The sequence below is a fragment of the Scleromatobacter humisilvae genome (assembly GCF_023231945.1).
GTDB classification, from domain to species: domain Bacteria; phylum Pseudomonadota; class Gammaproteobacteria; order Burkholderiales; family Burkholderiaceae_C; genus Scleromatobacter; species Scleromatobacter humisilvae.
Genome location: NZ_JAJLJH010000001.1, coordinates 1,226,032 through 1,243,464, shown reverse-complemented (window position 1 = coordinate 1,243,464; position 17,433 = coordinate 1,226,032). Strand labels below are relative to the sequence as shown.

At 70.6% G+C, this 17,433-nt stretch carries 23 protein-coding genes; 12 read left to right on the top strand and 11 right to left on the bottom strand.

Annotated features, from left to right (window positions below; translation table 11 throughout):
* Window positions 1–10 precede the first annotated feature (10 nt).
* Window positions 11–580: a BON domain-containing protein gene (locus LPC04_RS05980; protein WP_275681269.1), complete on the bottom strand. Its 570-nt coding sequence runs from the start codon at window positions 578–580 to the stop codon at window positions 11–13.
* Window positions 581–825: 245 nt separating this feature from the next.
* On the opposite strand from LPC04_RS05980, the gene LPC04_RS05975 reads away from it, so the two are divergent.
* Window positions 826–2,451, top strand: a complete 1,626-nt coding sequence (locus tag LPC04_RS05975; protein WP_275681268.1) for a S53 family peptidase — start codon at window positions 826–828, stop codon at window positions 2,449–2,451.
* Window positions 2,452–2,559: 108 nt separating this feature from the next.
* Window positions 2,560–2,991 carry a hypothetical protein gene (locus LPC04_RS05970; RefSeq protein WP_275681267.1) on the top strand — a complete coding sequence of 144 codons (432 nt, stop codon included), beginning with the start codon at window positions 2,560–2,562 and terminating at the stop codon, window positions 2,989–2,991.
* Between the two features lie 7 nt (window positions 2,992–2,998).
* Here LPC04_RS05970 and LPC04_RS05965 read toward each other — a convergent pair whose 3' ends face one another.
* From LPC04_RS05965 to LPC04_RS05955, 3 genes are read right to left on the bottom strand one after another with little or no spacing between them, the layout of a single operon-like run.
* Window positions 2,999–3,994, bottom strand: coding sequence for a cytochrome d ubiquinol oxidase subunit II (locus LPC04_RS05965; RefSeq protein WP_275681266.1), 996 nt, complete (start codon window positions 3,992–3,994; stop codon window positions 2,999–3,001).
* Window positions 3,991–5,358 (bottom strand): cytochrome ubiquinol oxidase subunit I, encoded by a 1,368-nt coding sequence (locus LPC04_RS05960; RefSeq protein WP_275681265.1) that lies wholly within the window; start codon window positions 5,356–5,358, stop codon window positions 3,991–3,993. The genes LPC04_RS05965 and LPC04_RS05960 overlap by 4 nt, the downstream gene beginning before the upstream one ends.
* Before the next feature lie 23 nt (window positions 5,359–5,381).
* Window positions 5,382–5,939 (bottom strand): GbsR/MarR family transcriptional regulator, encoded by a 558-nt coding sequence (locus tag LPC04_RS05955; protein WP_275681264.1) that lies wholly within the window; start codon window positions 5,937–5,939, stop codon window positions 5,382–5,384.
* 131 nt (window positions 5,940–6,070) lie between these two features.
* On the opposite strand from LPC04_RS05955, the gene LPC04_RS05950 reads away from it, so the two are divergent.
* The 4 genes from LPC04_RS05950 to LPC04_RS05935 all read left to right on the top strand — a co-directional run bounded on the left by LPC04_RS05950 (window position 6,071) and on the right by LPC04_RS05935 (window position 8,377).
* Complete coding sequence (locus LPC04_RS05950) at window positions 6,071–6,667, top strand: NADPH-dependent FMN reductase (RefSeq protein ID WP_275681263.1); 597 nt, start codon at window positions 6,071–6,073, stop codon at window positions 6,665–6,667.
* 29 nt (window positions 6,668–6,696) lie between these two features.
* Entirely contained in the window at window positions 6,697–7,029 is a 333-nt protein-coding gene (locus LPC04_RS05945) for a cupin domain-containing protein (RefSeq protein ID WP_275681262.1), read from the top strand.
* 101 nt (window positions 7,030–7,130) lie between these two features.
* Window positions 7,131–7,820 carry an aquaporin Z gene (aqpZ, locus tag LPC04_RS05940; protein WP_275681261.1) on the top strand — a complete coding sequence of 230 codons (690 nt, stop codon included), beginning with the start codon at window positions 7,131–7,133 and terminating at the stop codon, window positions 7,818–7,820.
* A 44-nt stretch (window positions 7,821–7,864) separates the two neighbouring features.
* A complete protein-coding gene (locus tag LPC04_RS05935; protein WP_275681260.1) occupies window positions 7,865–8,377 on the top strand; it encodes a class IV adenylate cyclase in 513 nt (170 codons plus the stop codon).
* A gap of 2 nt (window positions 8,378–8,379) precedes the next feature.
* On the opposite strand, the gene LPC04_RS05930 is transcribed toward LPC04_RS05935, so the two are convergent.
* The gene (locus LPC04_RS05930; RefSeq protein WP_275681259.1) at window positions 8,380–8,766 is read right to left on the bottom strand and encodes a DUF1294 domain-containing protein; all 387 of its coding nucleotides are present in this window, start codon (window positions 8,764–8,766) and stop codon (window positions 8,380–8,382) included.
* Window positions 8,767–8,809: 43 nt separating this feature from the next.
* On the opposite strand from LPC04_RS05930, the gene LPC04_RS05925 reads away from it, so the two are divergent.
* A complete protein-coding gene (locus LPC04_RS05925; protein ID WP_275681258.1) occupies window positions 8,810–9,229 on the top strand; it encodes a GNAT family acetyltransferase in 420 nt (139 codons plus the stop codon).
* 3 nt (window positions 9,230–9,232) lie between these two features.
* Here LPC04_RS05925 and dbpA read toward each other — a convergent pair whose 3' ends face one another.
* Entirely contained in the window at window positions 9,233–10,630 is a 1,398-nt protein-coding gene (gene dbpA / locus LPC04_RS05920; protein WP_275681257.1) for an ATP-dependent RNA helicase DbpA, read from the bottom strand.
* 36 nt (window positions 10,631–10,666) lie between these two features.
* On the opposite strand from dbpA, the gene LPC04_RS05915 reads away from it, so the two are divergent.
* From LPC04_RS05915 to LPC04_RS05905, 3 genes are all read left to right on the top strand, one after another.
* Window positions 10,667–11,332 (top strand): DUF938 domain-containing protein, encoded by a 666-nt coding sequence (locus LPC04_RS05915; RefSeq protein WP_275681256.1) that lies wholly within the window; start codon window positions 10,667–10,669, stop codon window positions 11,330–11,332.
* Window positions 11,329–11,943 carry a DUF1415 domain-containing protein gene (locus tag LPC04_RS05910; RefSeq protein ID WP_275681255.1) on the top strand — a complete coding sequence of 205 codons (615 nt, stop codon included), beginning with the start codon at window positions 11,329–11,331 and terminating at the stop codon, window positions 11,941–11,943. Before LPC04_RS05915 ends, LPC04_RS05910 begins: the two co-directional genes overlap by 4 nt.
* A gap of 67 nt (window positions 11,944–12,010) precedes the next feature.
* Window positions 12,011–13,252 (top strand): EAL domain-containing response regulator, encoded by a 1,242-nt coding sequence (locus tag LPC04_RS05905; RefSeq protein ID WP_275681254.1) that lies wholly within the window; start codon window positions 12,011–12,013, stop codon window positions 13,250–13,252.
* Window positions 13,253–13,295: 43 nt separating this feature from the next.
* Here LPC04_RS05905 and LPC04_RS05900 read toward each other — a convergent pair whose 3' ends face one another.
* From LPC04_RS05900 to LPC04_RS05885, 4 genes are all read right to left on the bottom strand, one after another.
* Complete coding sequence (locus LPC04_RS05900; RefSeq protein ID WP_275681253.1) at window positions 13,296–13,790, bottom strand: hypothetical protein; 495 nt, start codon at window positions 13,788–13,790, stop codon at window positions 13,296–13,298.
* 130 nt (window positions 13,791–13,920) lie between these two features.
* Window positions 13,921–14,226 carry a chaperone modulator CbpM gene (locus tag LPC04_RS05895; protein WP_275681252.1) on the bottom strand — a complete coding sequence of 102 codons (306 nt, stop codon included), beginning with the start codon at window positions 14,224–14,226 and terminating at the stop codon, window positions 13,921–13,923.
* Window position 14,227: 1 nt separating this feature from the next.
* The gene (locus LPC04_RS05890) at window positions 14,228–15,199 is read right to left on the bottom strand and encodes a DnaJ C-terminal domain-containing protein (protein WP_275681251.1); all 972 of its coding nucleotides are present in this window, start codon (window positions 15,197–15,199) and stop codon (window positions 14,228–14,230) included.
* A 20-nt stretch (window positions 15,200–15,219) separates the two neighbouring features.
* Window positions 15,220–15,705, bottom strand: coding sequence for a polyhydroxyalkanoate granule-associated phasin (locus LPC04_RS05885; RefSeq protein WP_275681250.1), 486 nt, complete (start codon window positions 15,703–15,705; stop codon window positions 15,220–15,222).
* Window positions 15,706–15,932: 227 nt separating this feature from the next.
* Here LPC04_RS05885 and LPC04_RS05880 point away from each other — a divergent pair, with 227 nt between their 5' ends.
* The gene (locus tag LPC04_RS05880) at window positions 15,933–16,316 is read left to right on the top strand and encodes a thioredoxin family protein (protein ID WP_275681249.1); all 384 of its coding nucleotides are present in this window, start codon (window positions 15,933–15,935) and stop codon (window positions 16,314–16,316) included.
* A 1-nt stretch (window position 16,317) separates the two neighbouring features.
* Window positions 16,318–17,043 carry a cytochrome c biogenesis CcdA family protein gene (locus LPC04_RS05875; protein ID WP_275681248.1) on the top strand — a complete coding sequence of 242 codons (726 nt, stop codon included), beginning with the start codon at window positions 16,318–16,320 and terminating at the stop codon, window positions 17,041–17,043.
* Here the strand turns inward: LPC04_RS05875 and LPC04_RS05870 are convergent, their stop codons facing one another.
* Complete coding sequence (locus tag LPC04_RS05870; RefSeq protein WP_275681247.1) at window positions 17,044–17,433, bottom strand: hypothetical protein; 390 nt, start codon at window positions 17,431–17,433, stop codon at window positions 17,044–17,046.

Here is a 17,433-nt window from a genome sequence, read left to right as displayed (position 1 = left end):
TCTCCGGTTGCTACTTCTTGATGCTGGTGTCGTTGACGACGCTCTGGACGCCTTCGACGTTTCGTGCGACGGACGTCGCGCGTGCTTGCTCATCGGCGCTGTCGACATAGCCGCTCAGCTGCACGACGCCCTTGTTGCTCGAGACCGTGAATTCCGATCCACGGGTCTGGTCGTCGGCCAGCAGGGCCGACTTCACTTTGACGGTGACGACCGAGTCGTCCAGCACGTTCCCGGGCGTGGACTTGCCGTCCTTGACCATCAACTTGTTCTGCACGGAGGTCACGCCCTCGATGCCCTTGGCCAACTGCACCTCGCGGTCGGCCTGCGCCTGGCTGTCGACGAAGCCGCTCAGCAGCACTTCGCCCTTGCGGGTCTCGACGCTGGTGTCGCCGCCGCGCGTCTGCGCGTCGGTCAGCAGCGTGGACTTCACCTTGGTCGTGATGACGGCGTCGTCCAGGTGGGTGCCGGCGCTGGCCTGCTTGTCGGCGGGCAGCTTGTTGTCGCAGCCCGCCAACGCGAGACCGGCGAGCGCCGCGGCGACGGCGAGGCCCAGTTGTAACGGTCTTGGGGACATGGTCATGTCGTGATCTCCTGCTTGGCCTTGCGGCCCGTGAGACCGATTCGGCAAGCACCGTGCCCGACAGTGGCCGCTAACCGGGCGCGGGCCGGGGCACACGCGTCCTCCCTAGCTCATCGGGCGAGCGGCGCTGGCGTCACACTCGTTGGAGGGATCCAATGGCAGGCTCGTCGTCCTAGTCTGAGCGGGCGGTCGCGCGGCCCGCGCGCACGCACCTGTCGTCCTGCCCTCAATCACTGGAGTTGCACATGACCGATACGAGATTCATCGCCGTCCCCGGCAGCGAACGCACCCCGGCCTTCGGCGCCACCGCCACGCGCGCGGCCGATGCCGAGGCGTGGGTGGAGGTCACGCTCAAGCTGGCCCGCAAGACGCCGCTGCCGGCGGTCGACCAGCGCCCGCAGCGCCCGCTGTCGGCCACCGAACTCGGCGCGCAATACGGCGCGTCCGACGACGCCGTCAAGCGCGTGTCCGACACCTTCACCGGCCTGGGCCTGACCGTGCTCGCGAGCGACGCCGCCACGCGCAGCGTGCAGCTGGGCGGCCCGGTGAGCGCGATGGAAGGTGCGTTCCAGGTCAAGCTGATGAACTTCGACGGCGTGCGCGGCGCCTACCGCGGCCGCGTCGGCGCGCTGCATGTGCCGGCGGCCCTCGGGAACGACATCGTCGGCGTGTTCGGCCTCGACAACCGGCGCGTCGTGCGGCGCCGCCCCGACGCCGGCCGCAAGCGCCACGTCGTCGACCACACCGCCACGGCCGCGAAGAAGCGTCCCTGGTTCTTCCCGTCCGAGCTCGCGACGGCCTACGACTTCCCCGACGGCGACGGCAGCGGCCAGACCATCGGCCTGCTCGAGTTCGGCGGCGGCTACTTCCCCGACGACCTCGCCGCCTTCGGCAAGGCCGCCGGCCTCGCGAGCCTGCCCACGGTGGTGCCGATCAGCGTCGACAAGATGCCCACCAACACCAACGACGAGGCCACCGGCGAGGTGATGCTGGACGTCGAGGTGCTGGCCGGCATCTGCCCGAAGGCGACGATTCCCGTGTGGTTCAGCCAGTTCACCGAGAAGGGCTGGGTCGACGCGCTCGACGCCGCCACGCACGACGCCCAGTACAAGCCGCAGGTGCTGTCGATCAGCTGGGGCTATGCCGAGGATGTGTCGGTGTGGACGGCGTCGGCCGTCAAGCAGGTCAACGAGGCGCTGCAGGAGGCCGCGCTGATGGGCATCACCATCTGCGTGGCCGCGGGCGACGACGGCTCGTCCGACGGCATCAACGACGGCCACGCGCACGTCGACTTCCCGTGCGCGAGTCCGTTCGTGCTGGCGGTGGGCGGCACGCTGCTGCGCACCGGCGCCAAGGGCAGCGAGCGCGCGTGGAAGGACGGCGACGGCCTGCGCGCCGACAACGGCGGCTCCACCGGCGGCGGCGTCAGCGCGCGGCTGGCACGGCCGGCGTGGCAGGCCGGGCTGGACATCGCGCCGGTCAATCCGGGCCAGACGGCCGGCCGCATCGTGCCGGACGTCGCGGCCAACGCCAGCGCCAACACCGGCTACTTCGTCGTCGCCCAGGGCCAGCAGGAGATCAGCGGCGGCACCAGCGCCGCCGCGCCGCTGTGGGCCGCGCTGGTCGCGCGCATGAACCAGCAACTGGCGGCCACCGGCAAGCGCGTCGGCTACCTGACGCCGCTGCTGTACGGCGCGGCGGCCGCCGGCGGCGGGCCGCTCGGCAAGCTGGGCTGCAACGACATCCACGCCGGCGACAACGTCACGGCGCATGTCGGCGGCTTCAAGTCGACGGCCGGCTTCGACGCCGTCACCGGCTGGGGCTCGCCCCGGGGCAAGGACCTGCTGGCCGCGCTGACCAAGCTGCTGTAGCGGGCAGCCGCGCGCGCGTGACGCGCGCGCGCCCGGGCGGGCACGTAGACTGTGGCCGCGCGCGGGGCCGGCCGGCTCCGCGCGGACATCGTCCGACGGAGACCCGCCTTGCCCCCGCCACTGTTCCTGCGCGCCGCGTCCCTGCTGCTGCTTTGCGCGTTGCTGCACGCCTGTTCCCGGCACGTGCCCGCGGCGGCGCCCGCGCCCGCACCCGTCGCGCCGCCGGCGGACGTGCCGTCGGACATGGCGGGCGTCTGGACCTCGACGCGCGGCCCGGTGATGCGCTGCATCGAGCTGCATGCCGACGGCACCTACCTGATGGCGCCCAACTCCGAAGCCGGCGACCATCTCAATTTCCATGGCACCTGGCGCGTCGCCGACGAGCAGATCACCTGGCGCGATTCGTCGCAGGGCTTCGCAGCCGACGTCAATCGGATGGTCGACGTCTCGCCCGGGCACTTCACGACGATCGAGGCCGACCAGTCGCAGACCGTGTTCGCGCGCATCGCCGGCCCGGGCTCGACGTGCCCGAGCCAGTAGCCGGCGATCAGGCGTAGCTGAGCGCGGTGGCCTTGCCGCCAAAGACGCGGTACGCCAGCACGGTGTACGCCGCGATCGCCGGCACCGCCACCGCGACGCCGGCCAGGATCACCTTCAGCGCCGCGGGGCTGCTGGCGGCCTGCCAGATCGTCAGCTGGTCGATCACGACGAACGGGTAGATGCTGTAGGCGAGGCCGAAGAAGCCGAGCACGAACACCAGCACCAGCAGCGCGAACGGCAACCCGCACAGCTTGCCGCGGATGCGGTGCGAGTTCAGCAGGCCGCGCAGCCCCAGCAGCGCGATGGCGCTGGTCAGCGGGATGGGCAGCAGCGCGATGAACTCGGGCATCTGGAACCAGCGCTCGCGCACCGTGGCGCTGACCAGCGGCGTCGCCAGCGAGATCGCCGCGATGCCCAGCACCACCAGCGGCCACGCCTTCTTCGCCCAGCCGATCGCGCGCTCCTGCAACTCGTCCTCGGTCTTCAGGATCAGCCAGCACGCGCCCAGCAGCGCGTAGGCGGCCGGCAGCGTGACGGCGATGACGGCCGCGAACGCGTCGAAGCGCCAGCCGTCCTGCAGCCCGGTGACGTAGCGGCCCAGCATCCAGCCCTGCGACACCGACGCCAGCGCCGAGCCCGCCGCGAAGGCGCGGTTCCAGCCGCGCTTGTGCACGTCCTGCGCCTTGACGCGGAAGTCGAACGCGACGCCGCGCAGGATCAGGCCGATCAACATGAAGGCCACCGGCAGGTAGAGCGCGCCCAGCACCATGCCGTGCGCTTTCGGGAACGCGATCAGCAGCAGGCCGACGCCCAGCACCAGCCAGGTCTCGTTGGCGTCCCAGAACGGGCCGATGCTGGCGATCATCGTGTCCTTCTGCGCCAGCGTGGCGCGCGGCATCAGCAGGCCGACGCCGAGGTCGTAGCCATCGAGCACCACGTAGGTCAGCATGGCCAGGCCCATGATCACCATGAAGATGATCGGCAGCATGTTGTCGAAGCTCACGATGCGGCTCCCACGACGTCGGCCACGGCCTCGCCGCTCTGGGGTGTCGCCGGCGCCTGTTCGGGCGGCTTGCCGGCCATGTAGCGCACGACGCCGACGTAGGCGACGATCAGCGTGCCATACAGTGCGAGGTATAGCGCGAACGAGGCCGCGATCTTGCCCGGCGGCACCCTGGACGCGACTTCCGCCGTGCGCACCAGGCCGTAGACGATGAAGGGCTGGCGCCCGATCTCGGTGACGTACCAGCCGGCCAGCGTCGCCAGCCAGCCCGAGAACGTCATCGCGGCGAGCAGGCGCAGCACCGGGCGCGGCAGCGCGGCGGGCGCCCAGCCGCGGCGGCGCAGCAGCCACAGGCCCAGCCACGCCGACAGCAGCATCAGCATCCCGGTGCCCACCATCACCCGGAAGCCGAAGAACAGCGGCTTGACCGGCGGATGCGCGTCGGGGAATTCGTCGAGGCCGCGGATCTCGGCGTCCGGATCATGGCGCAGGATCAGGCTGGCGCCGCGCGGCACGCCGATCGCGAGCTCGTTGCGCTGCTCGCGCTCGTTCGGCCACGCGAACAGCAGCAGCGGCGCGCCCTTCTCGGTGTGCCACACGCCTTCCATCGCGGCGATCTTCTGCGGCTGGTGTTCCAGCGTGTTGAGGCCGTGCGCGTCGCCCACGAGGATCTGGATCGGCACCAGCACGGCCGCCAGCGTGAGGCCCAGGCGCATCGCCTTCGGGGTCGACGCGTTCGTCTTGCCGCGCAGGACCTGCCACGCGCTGAGGCCCGCGAGCAGGAACGACACCGTCAGCGCCGATGCGATCAGCATGTGCGCGAGCCGGTACGGGAACGACGGGTTGGTCAGGATCGCCGGCCAGCTCGTCACGTGGAAGACGCCATCGACGATCTCGTAGCCCACGGGCGTCTGCATCCACGAATCGAGGCAGAGGATCCAGAACGCGCTGATCGTGGTGCCGAAGGCGACGAGGAAGGTCGAGACCAGGTGGACGCGTTCGCTGACGCGCCCGTGCCCGAACAGCATGATGCCCAGGAAGCTCGCCTCGAGGAAGAACGCGGTCAGCACCTCGTAGCCCAGCAGCGGGCCGGCGATGTCGCCGACGCGCTCCATGTAGCCCGGCCAGTTGGTGCCGAACTGGAAGCTCATCGTGATGCCGCTGACCACGCCCAGCGCGAACGACAGCGCGAACACCTTGGTCCAGAAGCGGTAGGCCGCGAGCCACGCGTCGTCGTGCGTCTTCAGCCAGCGCAGGCGCATGAACAGCAGCGTCCAGCCGAGCGCGATGCTGATCGTGGGGAACAGGATGTGGAAGCTCATGTTGGCTGCGAACTGCGCGCGCGCCAGGAGCAGGGGATCCATCTTGAAAGGCCAGGTTGTGAGCGTTATCGGGGAGCGGCCGGCTTCTTGAGCTTGCCGCCGAATTCGAGCAGGCGCTGCACCTTGGAGCCCATCTTCATCAGCTGCTGCAGGGTGCGCGAGTCGAGGCGCTCGACGTCGTCGAACCAGGTCGACATCAGCTCGATCAGGTCGTGCATGCCGCGCATGCGGTCCTGCGCGACGCGGTCCTCGGGCGTGGTCACCGGCTCGATCAGCGCATTGCGCAGCATGGACAGCGTCGGCTCGATCTCGCGCCGCCGGCGCTCCTCGGCGAGGGTGCGGAAGATCTCCCACGCGTCGGTCGGGGCGTCGAAATACTCGCGCCGGTCGCCGGGCAGGTGGTGCAGGTTGACGAGGCGCCAGGACTGCAGCTCCTTCAGCCCCATGCTGACGTTGGAGCGCGAGAACTCCAGCGCCTGCGCGATCTCGTCGGCGTTGAGCGCCTGCGGCGACACGAAGATCAGCGCGTAGATCTGGCCGACGGTGCGGTTGATGCCCCAGCGGGAGCCCATCTCCCCGAAGTGGCCGACGAAGCTGCGAACGAGGGGCGTCATGGGTTCCATGGCGCGAATCTTATGTCGAAGTTTCAGTAAGTACTGAAAACTGGAAACATGCCCATCCGTCCGGCCCGGTCTCTGTTGCGCTGCACCATTAGGTGGAGACGATTCGCGACGCCCGTCGCATACTTGGGGGGATGCAATCGTCCGACAACCGCCCCTTGAACGTCCTCGCACTGTGCGGCAGCCTGCGCGCCGCCTCGATCAACGCCGCGCTGCTGCGGGCTGCCGCGCGCATCGCCGCGCCGGGCGCCGACATCGAGGTCGCCGACTGGCTGGGCCGGCTGCCGCTGTTCAACCCCGACCTCGAGAACGTCGTCGACGACCGCGAACTGCCGCGCGCTGTCAAGGCGCTGCACCTGGCGGTGGACGCGGCCGACGCGATCCTGATCGCGAGCCCCGAATACGCGCACGGCATCAGCGGCACGATCAAGAACACGCTCGACTGGCTGGTGAGCTTCGAGCCCTTCATCCACAAGCCGGTGGCCGTCGTCAACGTGTCGCCGCGGGCGCATCACGCGGACGACGCGCTGCGCGAGACGCTGCGCACGATGTCGGCGGGGCTGGTCGGCGAGGCATCGTTCGCGGTCGAGCTGCTGGGCGCGCACATGGACGAGGACGCGATGGCCGCCTCGCCGGCCGTCGCCGACGTGGTCGCGCAGGCGATCGCCGCGCTGCGCGCCGAGATCGGCCGCCGGGCCAGCGGCGACATCCCGGTGTTTCCCCTGCGCTAGCCCCGGCGTCGTCGTCGCATACTTCGCGCATGGCCCTTCCCCACGCAAGCCCGGGACAGATCGTCGACATCCTGTCCAGCGAGGGAACGCTGCCCTCGGCCAAGTCGTTCGCGCTGTTCAAGAGCGACCAGCTCGAGGTGATGCGTGTCGTCTTGCCGGCCGGCAAGGCGTTTCCGCCACACCGCGTGGCCGGCGAGATCACGGTGCAATGCCTGGACGGACGCATCGATTTCAGCGTCGACGGCGTGTCGCAGGAGCTGCGCGCCGGCCAGCTGCTGCACCTGGAGGGCGGCGTCCTTCACGGCCTGGTCGGCCTCGAGGATTCGTCGGCGCTGGTGACCATCGTCCTTTGCAAGCCCTGAGACAGCGGCGTTCTTCTCTTCGTCGCAGTCGAGGCGTATAACGCCCGGGTCGAGCGGACACTCGTTCAGCTGGCAGGTGCGACACACGAAGAGGAGCAGACATGAAGCAATATGGCGCCGAGTTCCTCGGCACGTTCTGGTTGGTGCTGGGCGGCTGCGGCAGCGCGGTGCTCGCGGCGGCGTTTCCGGGCGTGGGCATCGGCCTGCTGGGCGTCTCGCTGGCGTTCGGCCTGACGGTGCTGACGATGGCCTATGCGATCGGCCCCATCTCGGGCTGCCACCTGAACCCGGCGGTGTCGGTGGGCCTGTGGGCCGCCGGGCGCTTCCCGGGCGACAAGCTGCCAGGCTACATCGTGGCCCAGGTCTTCGGCGCGATCATCGCCGGCGGCGTGCTCTACGTGATCGCCAGCGGCGCGCCGGGCTTCGACGTCGCCAAGGGCTTCGCGTCCAACGGCTACGGCGTGCGCTCGCCGGGCGGCTACTCGATGATGGCCGGCCTGGTGTGCGAGGTCGTGATGACGATGATGTTCCTGGTCGTCATCCTCGGCGCCACCGACTCGCGCGCGCCCGGCCAGTTCGCCCCGATCCCGATCGGCCTGGCGCTGACGCTGATCCACCTGGTCAGCATTCCCGTCACCAACACGTCGGTCAACCCGGCGCGCAGCACCGGTGTCGCGATCTACGCGGGCGCGCCGGCGCTGGAGCAGCTGTGGCTGTTCTGGGTCGCGCCCATCGTCGGGGCCGTGATCGGCGCGTACGTGTTCCGCGCGATCCGCGGCAAGGACGAGTGACGCTCTGATAACGTCGCGCTCCCGGACGAGAGGAGCGCGACGGCATGGCCCGCAACATCGAGATCAAGGCGCGCGTCGCCGACATGGACGCGCTCGCCGTGCGCACTGCGGCGATCGCCGACAGCGGGCCGGTCGCGATCCCGCAGGACGACACCTTCTTCCGCTGCGACAACGGCCGCCTGAAGCTGCGCGTGTTCGAGGACGGCCACGGCGAGCTGATCTTCTATCGCCGGCCCGACGCCGACGGCCCCAAGGTCTCGTTCTACGTGCTGTCGCCGACCGCCTCGCCCGACACGCTGCGCGAGGCGCTGACGCTGGCCAACGGGCAGGAAGGCCGCGTCGTCAAGCACCGCACGCTGTTCCTCGTGGGCCGCACGCGCGTGCACCTCGATCGCGTGCAGGGCCTGGGCGACTTCATGGAGCTGGAGGTCGTGCTGGCCGACGGCGAATCGGCCGAGGACGGCGTGCGCGAGGCGCATGCGCTGATGGCGCGGCTCGGGATCTCGCAGGACAGCCTGGTCACCGGCGCGTACCACGACCTGCTGCGCGCGCGCTGAACTCAGCGGCCGAACAGGCGGGGCAGCGCGAACCAGGCGAACAACGCCACGTTCGCCACCACCGACAGCCAGAACCGCAGCCGGAACGTCCACTTCGCCGTCTTGTGCCGCAGCACCTGCTGCGCCACGATCGCGCCCGGCCAGCCGCCGGCCAAGCCCAGCCACAGCAGCACCGATTCGGGGATGCGGTCACGCTTGTCGATCGCGGCGGCCTTGTCGACTGCGTAGAGCGCGAAGCTGAGCACGCTCGCGCCGAGGTACAGCAGCGCGGCCCAGCGCGGCACGCCGCGGGTCAGCGCGACGAACGCGAGCAGCAGCGCGAACGCGCCGAGCACGAGGACGCTGGCCGGGTCGAAGCGACGCTTCGCGGAACGAGAAGTGGAACGCACGGCGGCCACTGTACGATGGTGCGCCAACTCCACCGGGTTCGCCATGCAGGTCCGCCCCTTCCTCGATTCCGATGAAGCCGCCGTCATCGCCTTGTGGGAGGCCGCCGGCCTCACGCGGTCGTGGAACGACCCGCGCAAGGACATCGAACGCAAGCGATCGGTGCAGCGCGAGTGGTTCCTGGTCGGCACCGAGGACGACGCCGTGATGGCCTCCATCATGATCGGCTACGACGGCCATCGCGGCTGGATCAACTACCTCGCGGTCGCGCCCGAGCATCGCAAGAAAGGCCATGCGCGCGCGCTCATGCGCGAGGCCGAGCGGCTGCTGGAAGCCGCGGGCTGCCCGAAGATCAACCTGCAGATCCGCACCAGCAACGCGTCGGTGATCGCGTTCTACAAGGCCATCGGCTATGCGCAGGACGAGGTCGTCTCGTTCGGCCGCCGGCTCATCGCCGACGAGTGAAACCTACTCGGTGATGCCCTCGATGCGGCGGGCGCGCACGCGCTTGCCCTTGACGAGGCCCGAATTCAGCCTGGCCAGCGCCTTGTCCGCGATCGCGCGTTCGACCGCGACGTAGGTCGACATCTCCGTCACGTTGATCTTGCCGATCTGCGCGCCGTCGAAGCCCATGTCCTTGGTCAGCGCGCCCAGCACGTCGCCGGGGCGGATCTTTTCCTTGCGGCCGCCGAGGATCTGCAGCGTCACCATCGGCGCGACGAGCGGCTTGTCGGAGCCCGCGTCGAGTTCGTCAAGCGTGTGCCACTTCGTCGCGGCACCCTGCAGCACCTCGATGTTGCCGACGCGGCCCATCTCCTCCAGGCTCGCAAGGTTGAGCGCGAGCCCTTCCTCGCCGGCGCGGCCGGTGCGGCCGATGCGGTGGATGTGCTGCTCGGTCTCGTAGGTCACGTCGACGTTGACCACGCACTCGAGCTTGGCGATGTCCAGGCCGCGCGCGGCGACGTCGGTGGCGACGAGCACCGAGCAGCTGCGGTTGGCGAACTGGATCAGCACCTGGTCGCGGTCGCGCTGCTCGAGGTCGCCGTGCAGCGCGATGGCCTGGATGCCTTCGGCGGTGAGCACGTCGACGAGGTCGCGGCATTGCTGCCTGGTGTTGCAGAACGCGATCGTCGAGGCCGGCTGGTAGTGGCGCAGCAGGCGGCCGACGGCGTGCAGGCGCTCGGTGGGCCTGACCTCGTACCAGAGCTGGCGGATCTGCGCGGCGTCGTGGCGCGATTCGACCTTGACCGTCTGCGGATTGCGCATGAACTGCTGGCTCAGCCTGGCGATGCCCTCGGGGTAGGTCGCCGAGAACAGCAGCGTCTGGCGCGTCTTCGGGCAGGCGCTCGCGACGGCCTTGATGTCGTCGACGAAGCCCATGTCCAGCATGCGGTCGGCCTCGTCCAGCACCAGCGTCTTCAGGCCGGACAGGTCGAGCGCCTCGCGCTCGAGCAGGTCCATCACGCGGCCGGGCGTGCCGACGATGACGTGCGCGCCGTGCTCCAGGCTCGCGAGCTGGTTGCGCACCGGCACGCCGCCCACGACCGTCAGCACCTTGATGTTCTCCTCGGCGCGCGCCAGCCGGCGCGTCTCGACGGCCACCTGCTCGGCGAGCTCGCGCGTGGGACACAGCACCAGGCACTGGACGCCGAAGTGGCGCGGGTTGAGCTTGTCCAGCATCGCGAGGGCGAACGCGGCGGTCTTGCCGCTGCCGGTCTTGGCCTGCGCGAGCAGGTCGTGGCCGGCGAGCGCCACGGGAAGCGCCGCGGCCTGGATGGGCGTCATCTCCAGGTAACCCAGCTGGGTCAGGTTGGCGAGGACGGCGGGCGGCAGCGCGAGCGTGCTGAACGAAGTGGCAGAGGTCATTCCGCATTGTCGGCGAACCGACCTAAGATGAACGCAATGACCGACACCGTCCGCTTGTCCAGCCCCGCCGCCGAACGCAACCGCCAACCCATCCTGGACGTGCTGCGCCGCGTGCTGCCGCCGTCCGGCCGCGCGCTGGAGATCGCCAGCGGCAGCGGCCAGCACGTGTCCTGGTTCGCGCGCCACCTGCCGGGCTGGACGTGGCAGCCGACCGAATTCGCGGCGGCGTCGCTGCCCTCGATCGCAGCGTGGAGCGTGCTGGACGAGGCCGACCTCGCCGAGTCGCCGTCATCCGCGGCGGGCACCGGCCCGCTCGCCAACGTGCTGCCGCCGCTGCAACTGGACGTCTGCGCGCCCGCGTGGCCCGTTGCCGGCGCGTTCGACGCGATCACCTGCGCCAACATGATCCACGCCTCGCCGCCAGCCACGCTGCCCGGATTGATGCAGGGCGCCGGCCGCCATCTCGCGCCCGCGGGCGTGCTCGTCACCTACGGCCCCTACATCCTCGACGACGAGCCGCTCACGCCCAGCAACGTCGAGTTCGACGCGTGGCTGAAGACGCGCGACCCCAGCTGGGGCATCCGCCGGCTCGCGGACGCCGTCGCGCACGCGCGTCACGCGGGCCTGCGCCTGCGCGAGCGCGTCGCGATGCCGGCCAACAACCTGATGCTCGTGTTCGAACGCGAAGGAGTCCGCGCATGACCGACCCCCTCAACACCGCCGACGCCTCGCCCGACGGCGTGCCCGCCGCGCTGGCCATCGCAGAGACGCGCGCCTGGGTGCGCCGCGCCGTGATCGGCCTGAACCTGTGCCCGTTCGCGCGCGCCGTCGACGTCAAGGACCAGATCCGCTACGTCTTCAGCGACGCCACCGACGCCGAGACGCTGCTGGCCACGCTGGTCGTCGAGCTGCAGCGCCTGGCCGACACCGACCCGGCCGTCGTCGACACGACGATGGTCATACACCCACGGGTATTCGCCGACTTCGAGGACTTCAACGACTTCCTCGAGCTCGCCGACGCCGCCGTCGAGGATCTCGACCTCGACGGCGTGCTGCAGGTCGCGAGCTTCCATCCGCGCTTCCAGTTCGCCGACACCGAGCCCGACGACATCACGAACGCCACCAACCGCTCGCCGTACCCGACGCTGCACCTGCTGCGCGAGGACAGCGTCGACCGCGCCGTGGCGGCGTTTCCCGAGGCCGAGGCCATCTTCGAGCGCAACATGGAGACGCTGGAGAAGCTGGGCGCCCAGGGCTGGGCGGCGGTGCAGAAGAGCTGGGAAGACGACGCCGCCGCCGAGTTCGGCGGCTGAGCGGCTTGCCGTGCGCTCATCCAGAGCCCCCGACTTGCAACTTTTGTAACCCCAGTCACACTGGGGCATGGTCCCGCCAGGTGCCCCCCCGGCCGTCGCATCGCTGCTGATCGTCGACGACAACATCGTGCAGCGCATGCAGGTCGTCGCGCTGTGCCGCGAGCTGGGCGTGGAGATGATCTACGAGGCCGGCAGCGGCGCCGAGGCGCTGGAGCTGCTGTCGCTGCTGGTGCTGCCGCCCGACGTCGCCATCATCGACCTCGAGATGCCGGTGATGGACGGCGTCGAGCTGATCGAGCTGCTGCACGAGCGGGCGCTGGCCATCCCGCTGATCGTCGTCTCCAGCCGCGAGGTGGTGCTGATCGACAGCGTCGAGACGATGGCGCGCAACCTCGGCGTGCCGGTGGTGGCCGGCATCCGCAAGCCGCTGCAACGCGAGTCGCTCGCCGCGGCGCTCGAGGGCTGGAACCGCCGGCAACAGGCGCCGGACGTGGTGGCCAGCAGCACGCCGCCGGCCGCCGTGGACCCGGGCGAGCTGGCGCAGGCCATCGCGTCCGGTGCGATCGCGGTGCACTACCAGCCCAAGGTCGACATGGCCAAGGGCGTCGTCTGCGGCGTCGAGGCGCTGGCGCGCTGGACGCATCCGCGCCTGGGGGAGCTCCGCCCCGACCATTTCGTCGCGCTGGCCGAGCGCGAGGGCCTGATCCACGCGCTGACGATGTCGGTGCTGCGCCAGGCCTTCGGCGTCGCGGCGCGCTGGAACGCGGCGGGGCTGCGGCTGTCGATGGCGGTCAACCTGTCGCCGCGGCTGCTGGAGGAGCCGGCGCTGGTGCGCGAGCTTTCCGCGCTGCTCGACGAACACGGCCTCGAGGCACGCCAGGTCGTGCTGGAGATCACCGAGAGCTCCGTCGTCGACTGCATGGGCGTGGCACTCGGCGTGCTCGCGCGCCTGCGCCTGAAGGGCTTCGGGCTGTCGATCGACGACTACGGCACCGGCTTTTCGTCGATGCAGCAGCTGGCGCGCATCCCGTTCAGCGAACTCAAGATCGACCGTGCCTTCGTGCACGGCGCGCACGAGCGCACCAACCTGCGCGTGATCCTGCAGTCGGCGCTCGACATGTCGCGCCAGCTAGGGCTCGTGACGGTGGCCGAGGGCATCGAGACGCCGGCCGACTGGCAGCTCGTGCGCGACTTCGGCTGCGGCGTCGGCCAGGGCTTCCTGGTGTCGCCGGCGCTGCCGCACGACCAGTTGCCGCACTGGATCGAGCAGCACGCGCCGCGGCTGCGCGAGCTCGGACGCGCGGGCTAGCGAGCCGGGGACGATTCCAGGCGCCGGCTCGGCCGTCCGCGTGTCAGTCGGTCCGCTTCATCATCACCTTGAACATCGTCGCCCACCCCTTGGGCGTCTGCGCCTCGCTCCACGTCTCGTAGGCCTCGTCGCCGTGGCGCGTCCAGCGTGCGCGGTAGGTCATCGTCTTGCCGTCGGACGTGTAGCGGCCATCCGGAAACAGCAGCGCCTCCGGGCCGTTCTCGACGCTGCCCGTGCTGAAGCCGCCGGTGTTCTCGATGTAGAGGAACGCGACGCGCTTGGCGGCGGTGTCGACGTAGTAGGTGGTCTCGCCGGTGAAGACGGCCTGGTCGGCGCCGCGCACGGTGTGGGTGTCGCGCAGCACCTGGCCGCCGTACATCCACGCGAAGCAGTGCTCGTCGGTCTTCTTGCCGTCCGCCAGCGTGCCCTTCCAGCAGTGGCCCGCGAGGAAGGCCATGGGCTTGAGCGCGTCGGGCGGCTCGGCGGACGCGAGGCCGGCGAGCGATGTCAGGGCAAGGGCGACGAGGGGACGGCGCATGGCGTGGACTCCGGTCGGATCGGATGGTGACCGAGTCTAGCGATCTATCCTGCGCCCATGAAACCCGTCGGCCCGCAGACCCTGCGCGCGCCGCCGGGGCTGGTCGAGCGCACGCCCGCGCGCTGGCGACTCACCCGAGCCCGTGCGCGCCCATCACTGCGCGCAGGCGCCGCAGCTCGGACTGCAGGTCGAGGATCAGCGCCGCGGTGTCGAGGTTCGCGCCGAAGTCGCGCTCCAGGCGGCGCGCGGCGAGCGCGCGTTGCAGGTCCGCGCTGCGGAAGTGCCAGCGCTCCGGCGGCTCGGCGGGCGTGTCGACGTGCAGGATCTCGACCTCGACGAGGCGGACGACCCATTGATCCTCGGCGCCGACGGCGCGGGCCAGTTCGCGCACGGTCAGCGGCGCGGCATCGATGACGGTGGTTGTGACGGCGCGCATCTCAGCCTCCCAGGTTCTGGCGCGGATTGAACGACGGCGTGGCCTTGGCCAGCGCCTCGTAGGCGGCGCGCGCGGCGTCGGAGTCGGCCGGCGGCAGTGCGATCTCGAGCAGCAGGTACAGGTGGCCCGGCGTCTTGCCCGGAAGCCCGCGCTCCTTCAGGCGCAGCTTCATGCCGCTGCGCGCGCCCTTGGGGATCGTGACGTCGACCTGCGCGCCCGCGGGCGTGGGCACCGTCACGTGCGCGCCGAGCGCGGCCTCGGTGGGCGTGACGGGCAGCGTCATGTAGAGGTCGTGGCCCTCGATGCGGTACAGCTTGTGCGGCGCGATGCGCACCTCGAGGTACAGGTCGCCCGCGGCTTCGCCGCCGTGGCCGGGCAGGCCCTGGCCGGCGAGCCGGATGTATTGGCCGGGGCGCACGCCGGCCGGGATCTTGACGTCCAGCGTGCGGTTGACCAGGTGCGGCCGGCCCTGCTCGTCGATCTCCTGCGCGCGCAGCGAGAGCTGGCGCTCGGCGCCGTGCAGCGCGTCTTCCAGCGAGATCTCGATGGCGGCGTGGTGATCCTCGCCGCGCTCGCGGTACGGGCCGCGCTGGGTGCCGCCGCCCATGCCGCCGCGATTGCCGAAGATCGACGAGAAGAACTCGCTGAAGTCGGCATGGTCGGCCGGCCCCGCGTTCGGGCCGCGGTGGAACTCGAAGCCCTCGTCCCAGCCGGGCGGCGGCTGGCGGAAGCCGCCGTCGGGGCTGCCGCCGCGGGCGACGTGGTCGGCGAGCTGGTCGTAGGCCGCGCGCTTTTCCTTGTCCTGCAGGACGTCGCGCGCTTCGTTGATCTCGCGCATCTTCGCGTCGGCGTCGGCTTCCTTGCTGACGTCGGGGTGGTACTTGCGGGCCAGCTTGCGGTAGGCCTTGCGGATGTCGTCGTCGCTGGCGTCGCGGGCGACGCCCAGCGCGCTGTAGTAGTCCTTGAAGTCCATGGGTGGGGCTGTCTCCGTGTTCAGCGGGCTTTCTTCGTGAGGCGCCTGGCGTTGGCCGTCGCCTTCTGGTGCACCGGAGCGAGCGCGCGATGCGCCAGCCGCGCAGTCGCCTTCGAGTCCGGCGCGCCGCGCATCAGCGTGTCGGCCAGCTTGCGCTGGCGCGCCATCGTCTGCGGGATCGTGCGGCTCGCGGCCAGGTGCGCGGAGGCGTTCATCAGGTCCATGCTGGTGCGCAGCGCCTGGCCGGCCATGCCCGCCACCAGCGGGATCGCGCCCGTGGCCAGGGCCTGGCCGGCGCGCGAGAAGGCGTCGACCTTCTCGGCGCCCATCAGCGTCATCTCGCGGCGATCCGCGGCGTTCGGGTTCAGGCCGTGCGTGGCCATGCGCGTCGTGCGGATCGCGATGACCTGCGCCGCGGCCGTGGACATCTGGAGCGTCTTGACGCCGAGTGAACTCCACAACAGGAACGGATTGGCGTGGAGAAGGGCGGACGAACGGGACTTCATGGCGGATTCCTTGGCGCACAGGGGCGCCCGGACGGGCGCGATGCTGCACCTGCAGCAATCGACGAGCCGGACGGCGAGATTCCTGACAGCCCGCGCCAGATTACCTGCGGGCGGCATGTAAGGTTTCAACCGTGCCGGCGACGAAGCCAGGCAAGCATGCCACGATGCGGCATGCCACCGCCAGCGTGATGGCGGCCCGCCTTCCCAGAATTTCCGGAGTTCGTTCCATGATGTCCCTGACCCGTTTCGCGTTTGCCGCGTTCCTGCTGCTGGCCTCGTCGCTGTCGCAGGCGCTGACCGTCGCGCCGTACACGCCGTCGGCGCTCGCTGCGGCGCAGAAGGCCGGCGAGCCGCTGGTGCTGCTTTTCCATGCCAGCTGGTGCCCGACCTGCCGCGCGCAGGACAAGGCCTTCGACGCGCTCAAGGCCGACCCGTCGCTCAAGGTGACGCTGATGGAGGTCGACTACGACCAGGAGAAGGCGCTCGAGAAGCAGATGCACGTGACGGCGCAGTCGACGCTGATCGTCTTCCACGGCGCGACCGAGCGCAGCCGATCGACCGGCGAGACCGATCCGGCAAAGTTGAAGGCCACGCTGCAGAGCGCGATCTGAGATGCCCGGCTTCGCCCAACCCGCGCTGAGCGTCGCCGCCGGCGCGTTGACGACGCTGTCGCCGTGCGTATTCCCGCTGCTGCCGGTGATCGTCGGCGGCGCGGTGCAGCGCCATCGCGCCGCGCCGGTCGCGATGGGGCTGGGCATGGCCATCACGTTCACGCTGATCGGCCTGCTGGTGGGCGGCCTGGGCGGCGCGCTGTCGCTGGCGCCCGACGACGTCCGCCATGTCGGTGCGTGGCTGCTGATCGCCTTCGGCGTCGTGATGCTGGTGCCGCCGCTCGAACGACGCTTCTCGAGCCTGATGACGCCGCTCGCGTCGTCCGCCAATGCCGCGACGTCGAGGGTCGACGGCGGCGCGCTGGCGGGCGCGTTCGCGCTGGGCGGCTTGCTGGGACTGGTCTGGAGCCCGTGCGCCGGCCCGTTGCTGGGCTCGACGCTGGCGCTGGTGGCCACCGCCTGCGGCGCCGCGCGCGGCGCGTTCCTGCTGGGCCTGTTCGGCATCGGCGCGGCGTTGCCGCTGGTGGGCGCGGCCTACGCGTCGCGCGCCGGCTTCGGGCGCGTGCGCGCGTGGGTGCTCGCGCACGCGGGCAGCGCCAAGCGCGCGATGGGCGCGCTGCTGCTGCTCGTGGGCGTGCTGATCCTCAGCGGCGGCGACCACGCGATCGAGGCCTGGGTCAACGACCGCCTGCCCGACGCGTGGCTCGCGCTGACCACGCGGATCTGATCACTTCTTCAGCTGCACCTTGATGTCGGTGACCTGCTCGGTGTGATCCTTGTCGCCGTACGCGATGTCGTGGTCGATCGTGTTGGGATTGGCGCGTTGCTCCATCGCGCGCGCGGCCTGGTTCCCCTTGAGGTTCTCGCGCTTGACCACCAGGCGCGGCCCCTTGTCGCGCGCCGCGCGCGCGGCCATGTCGGCGTCGGCCTGGGCCTTCACGCTCTGCGCGCCGTTCGGATCCGTCCTGACCGAAGGCACGTCGGCCTGCCGCAGCTGCGTGTTGGCGGACGCGGCCAGGCTGCTCTTCTTGGCCGCCGTGGCCGGGTCGTCGGCCGCATGGACGCCGCCGGCCAGCGCCACGAGGGACGCGGCCAGCAGAATTGAAATCTTGCTCAT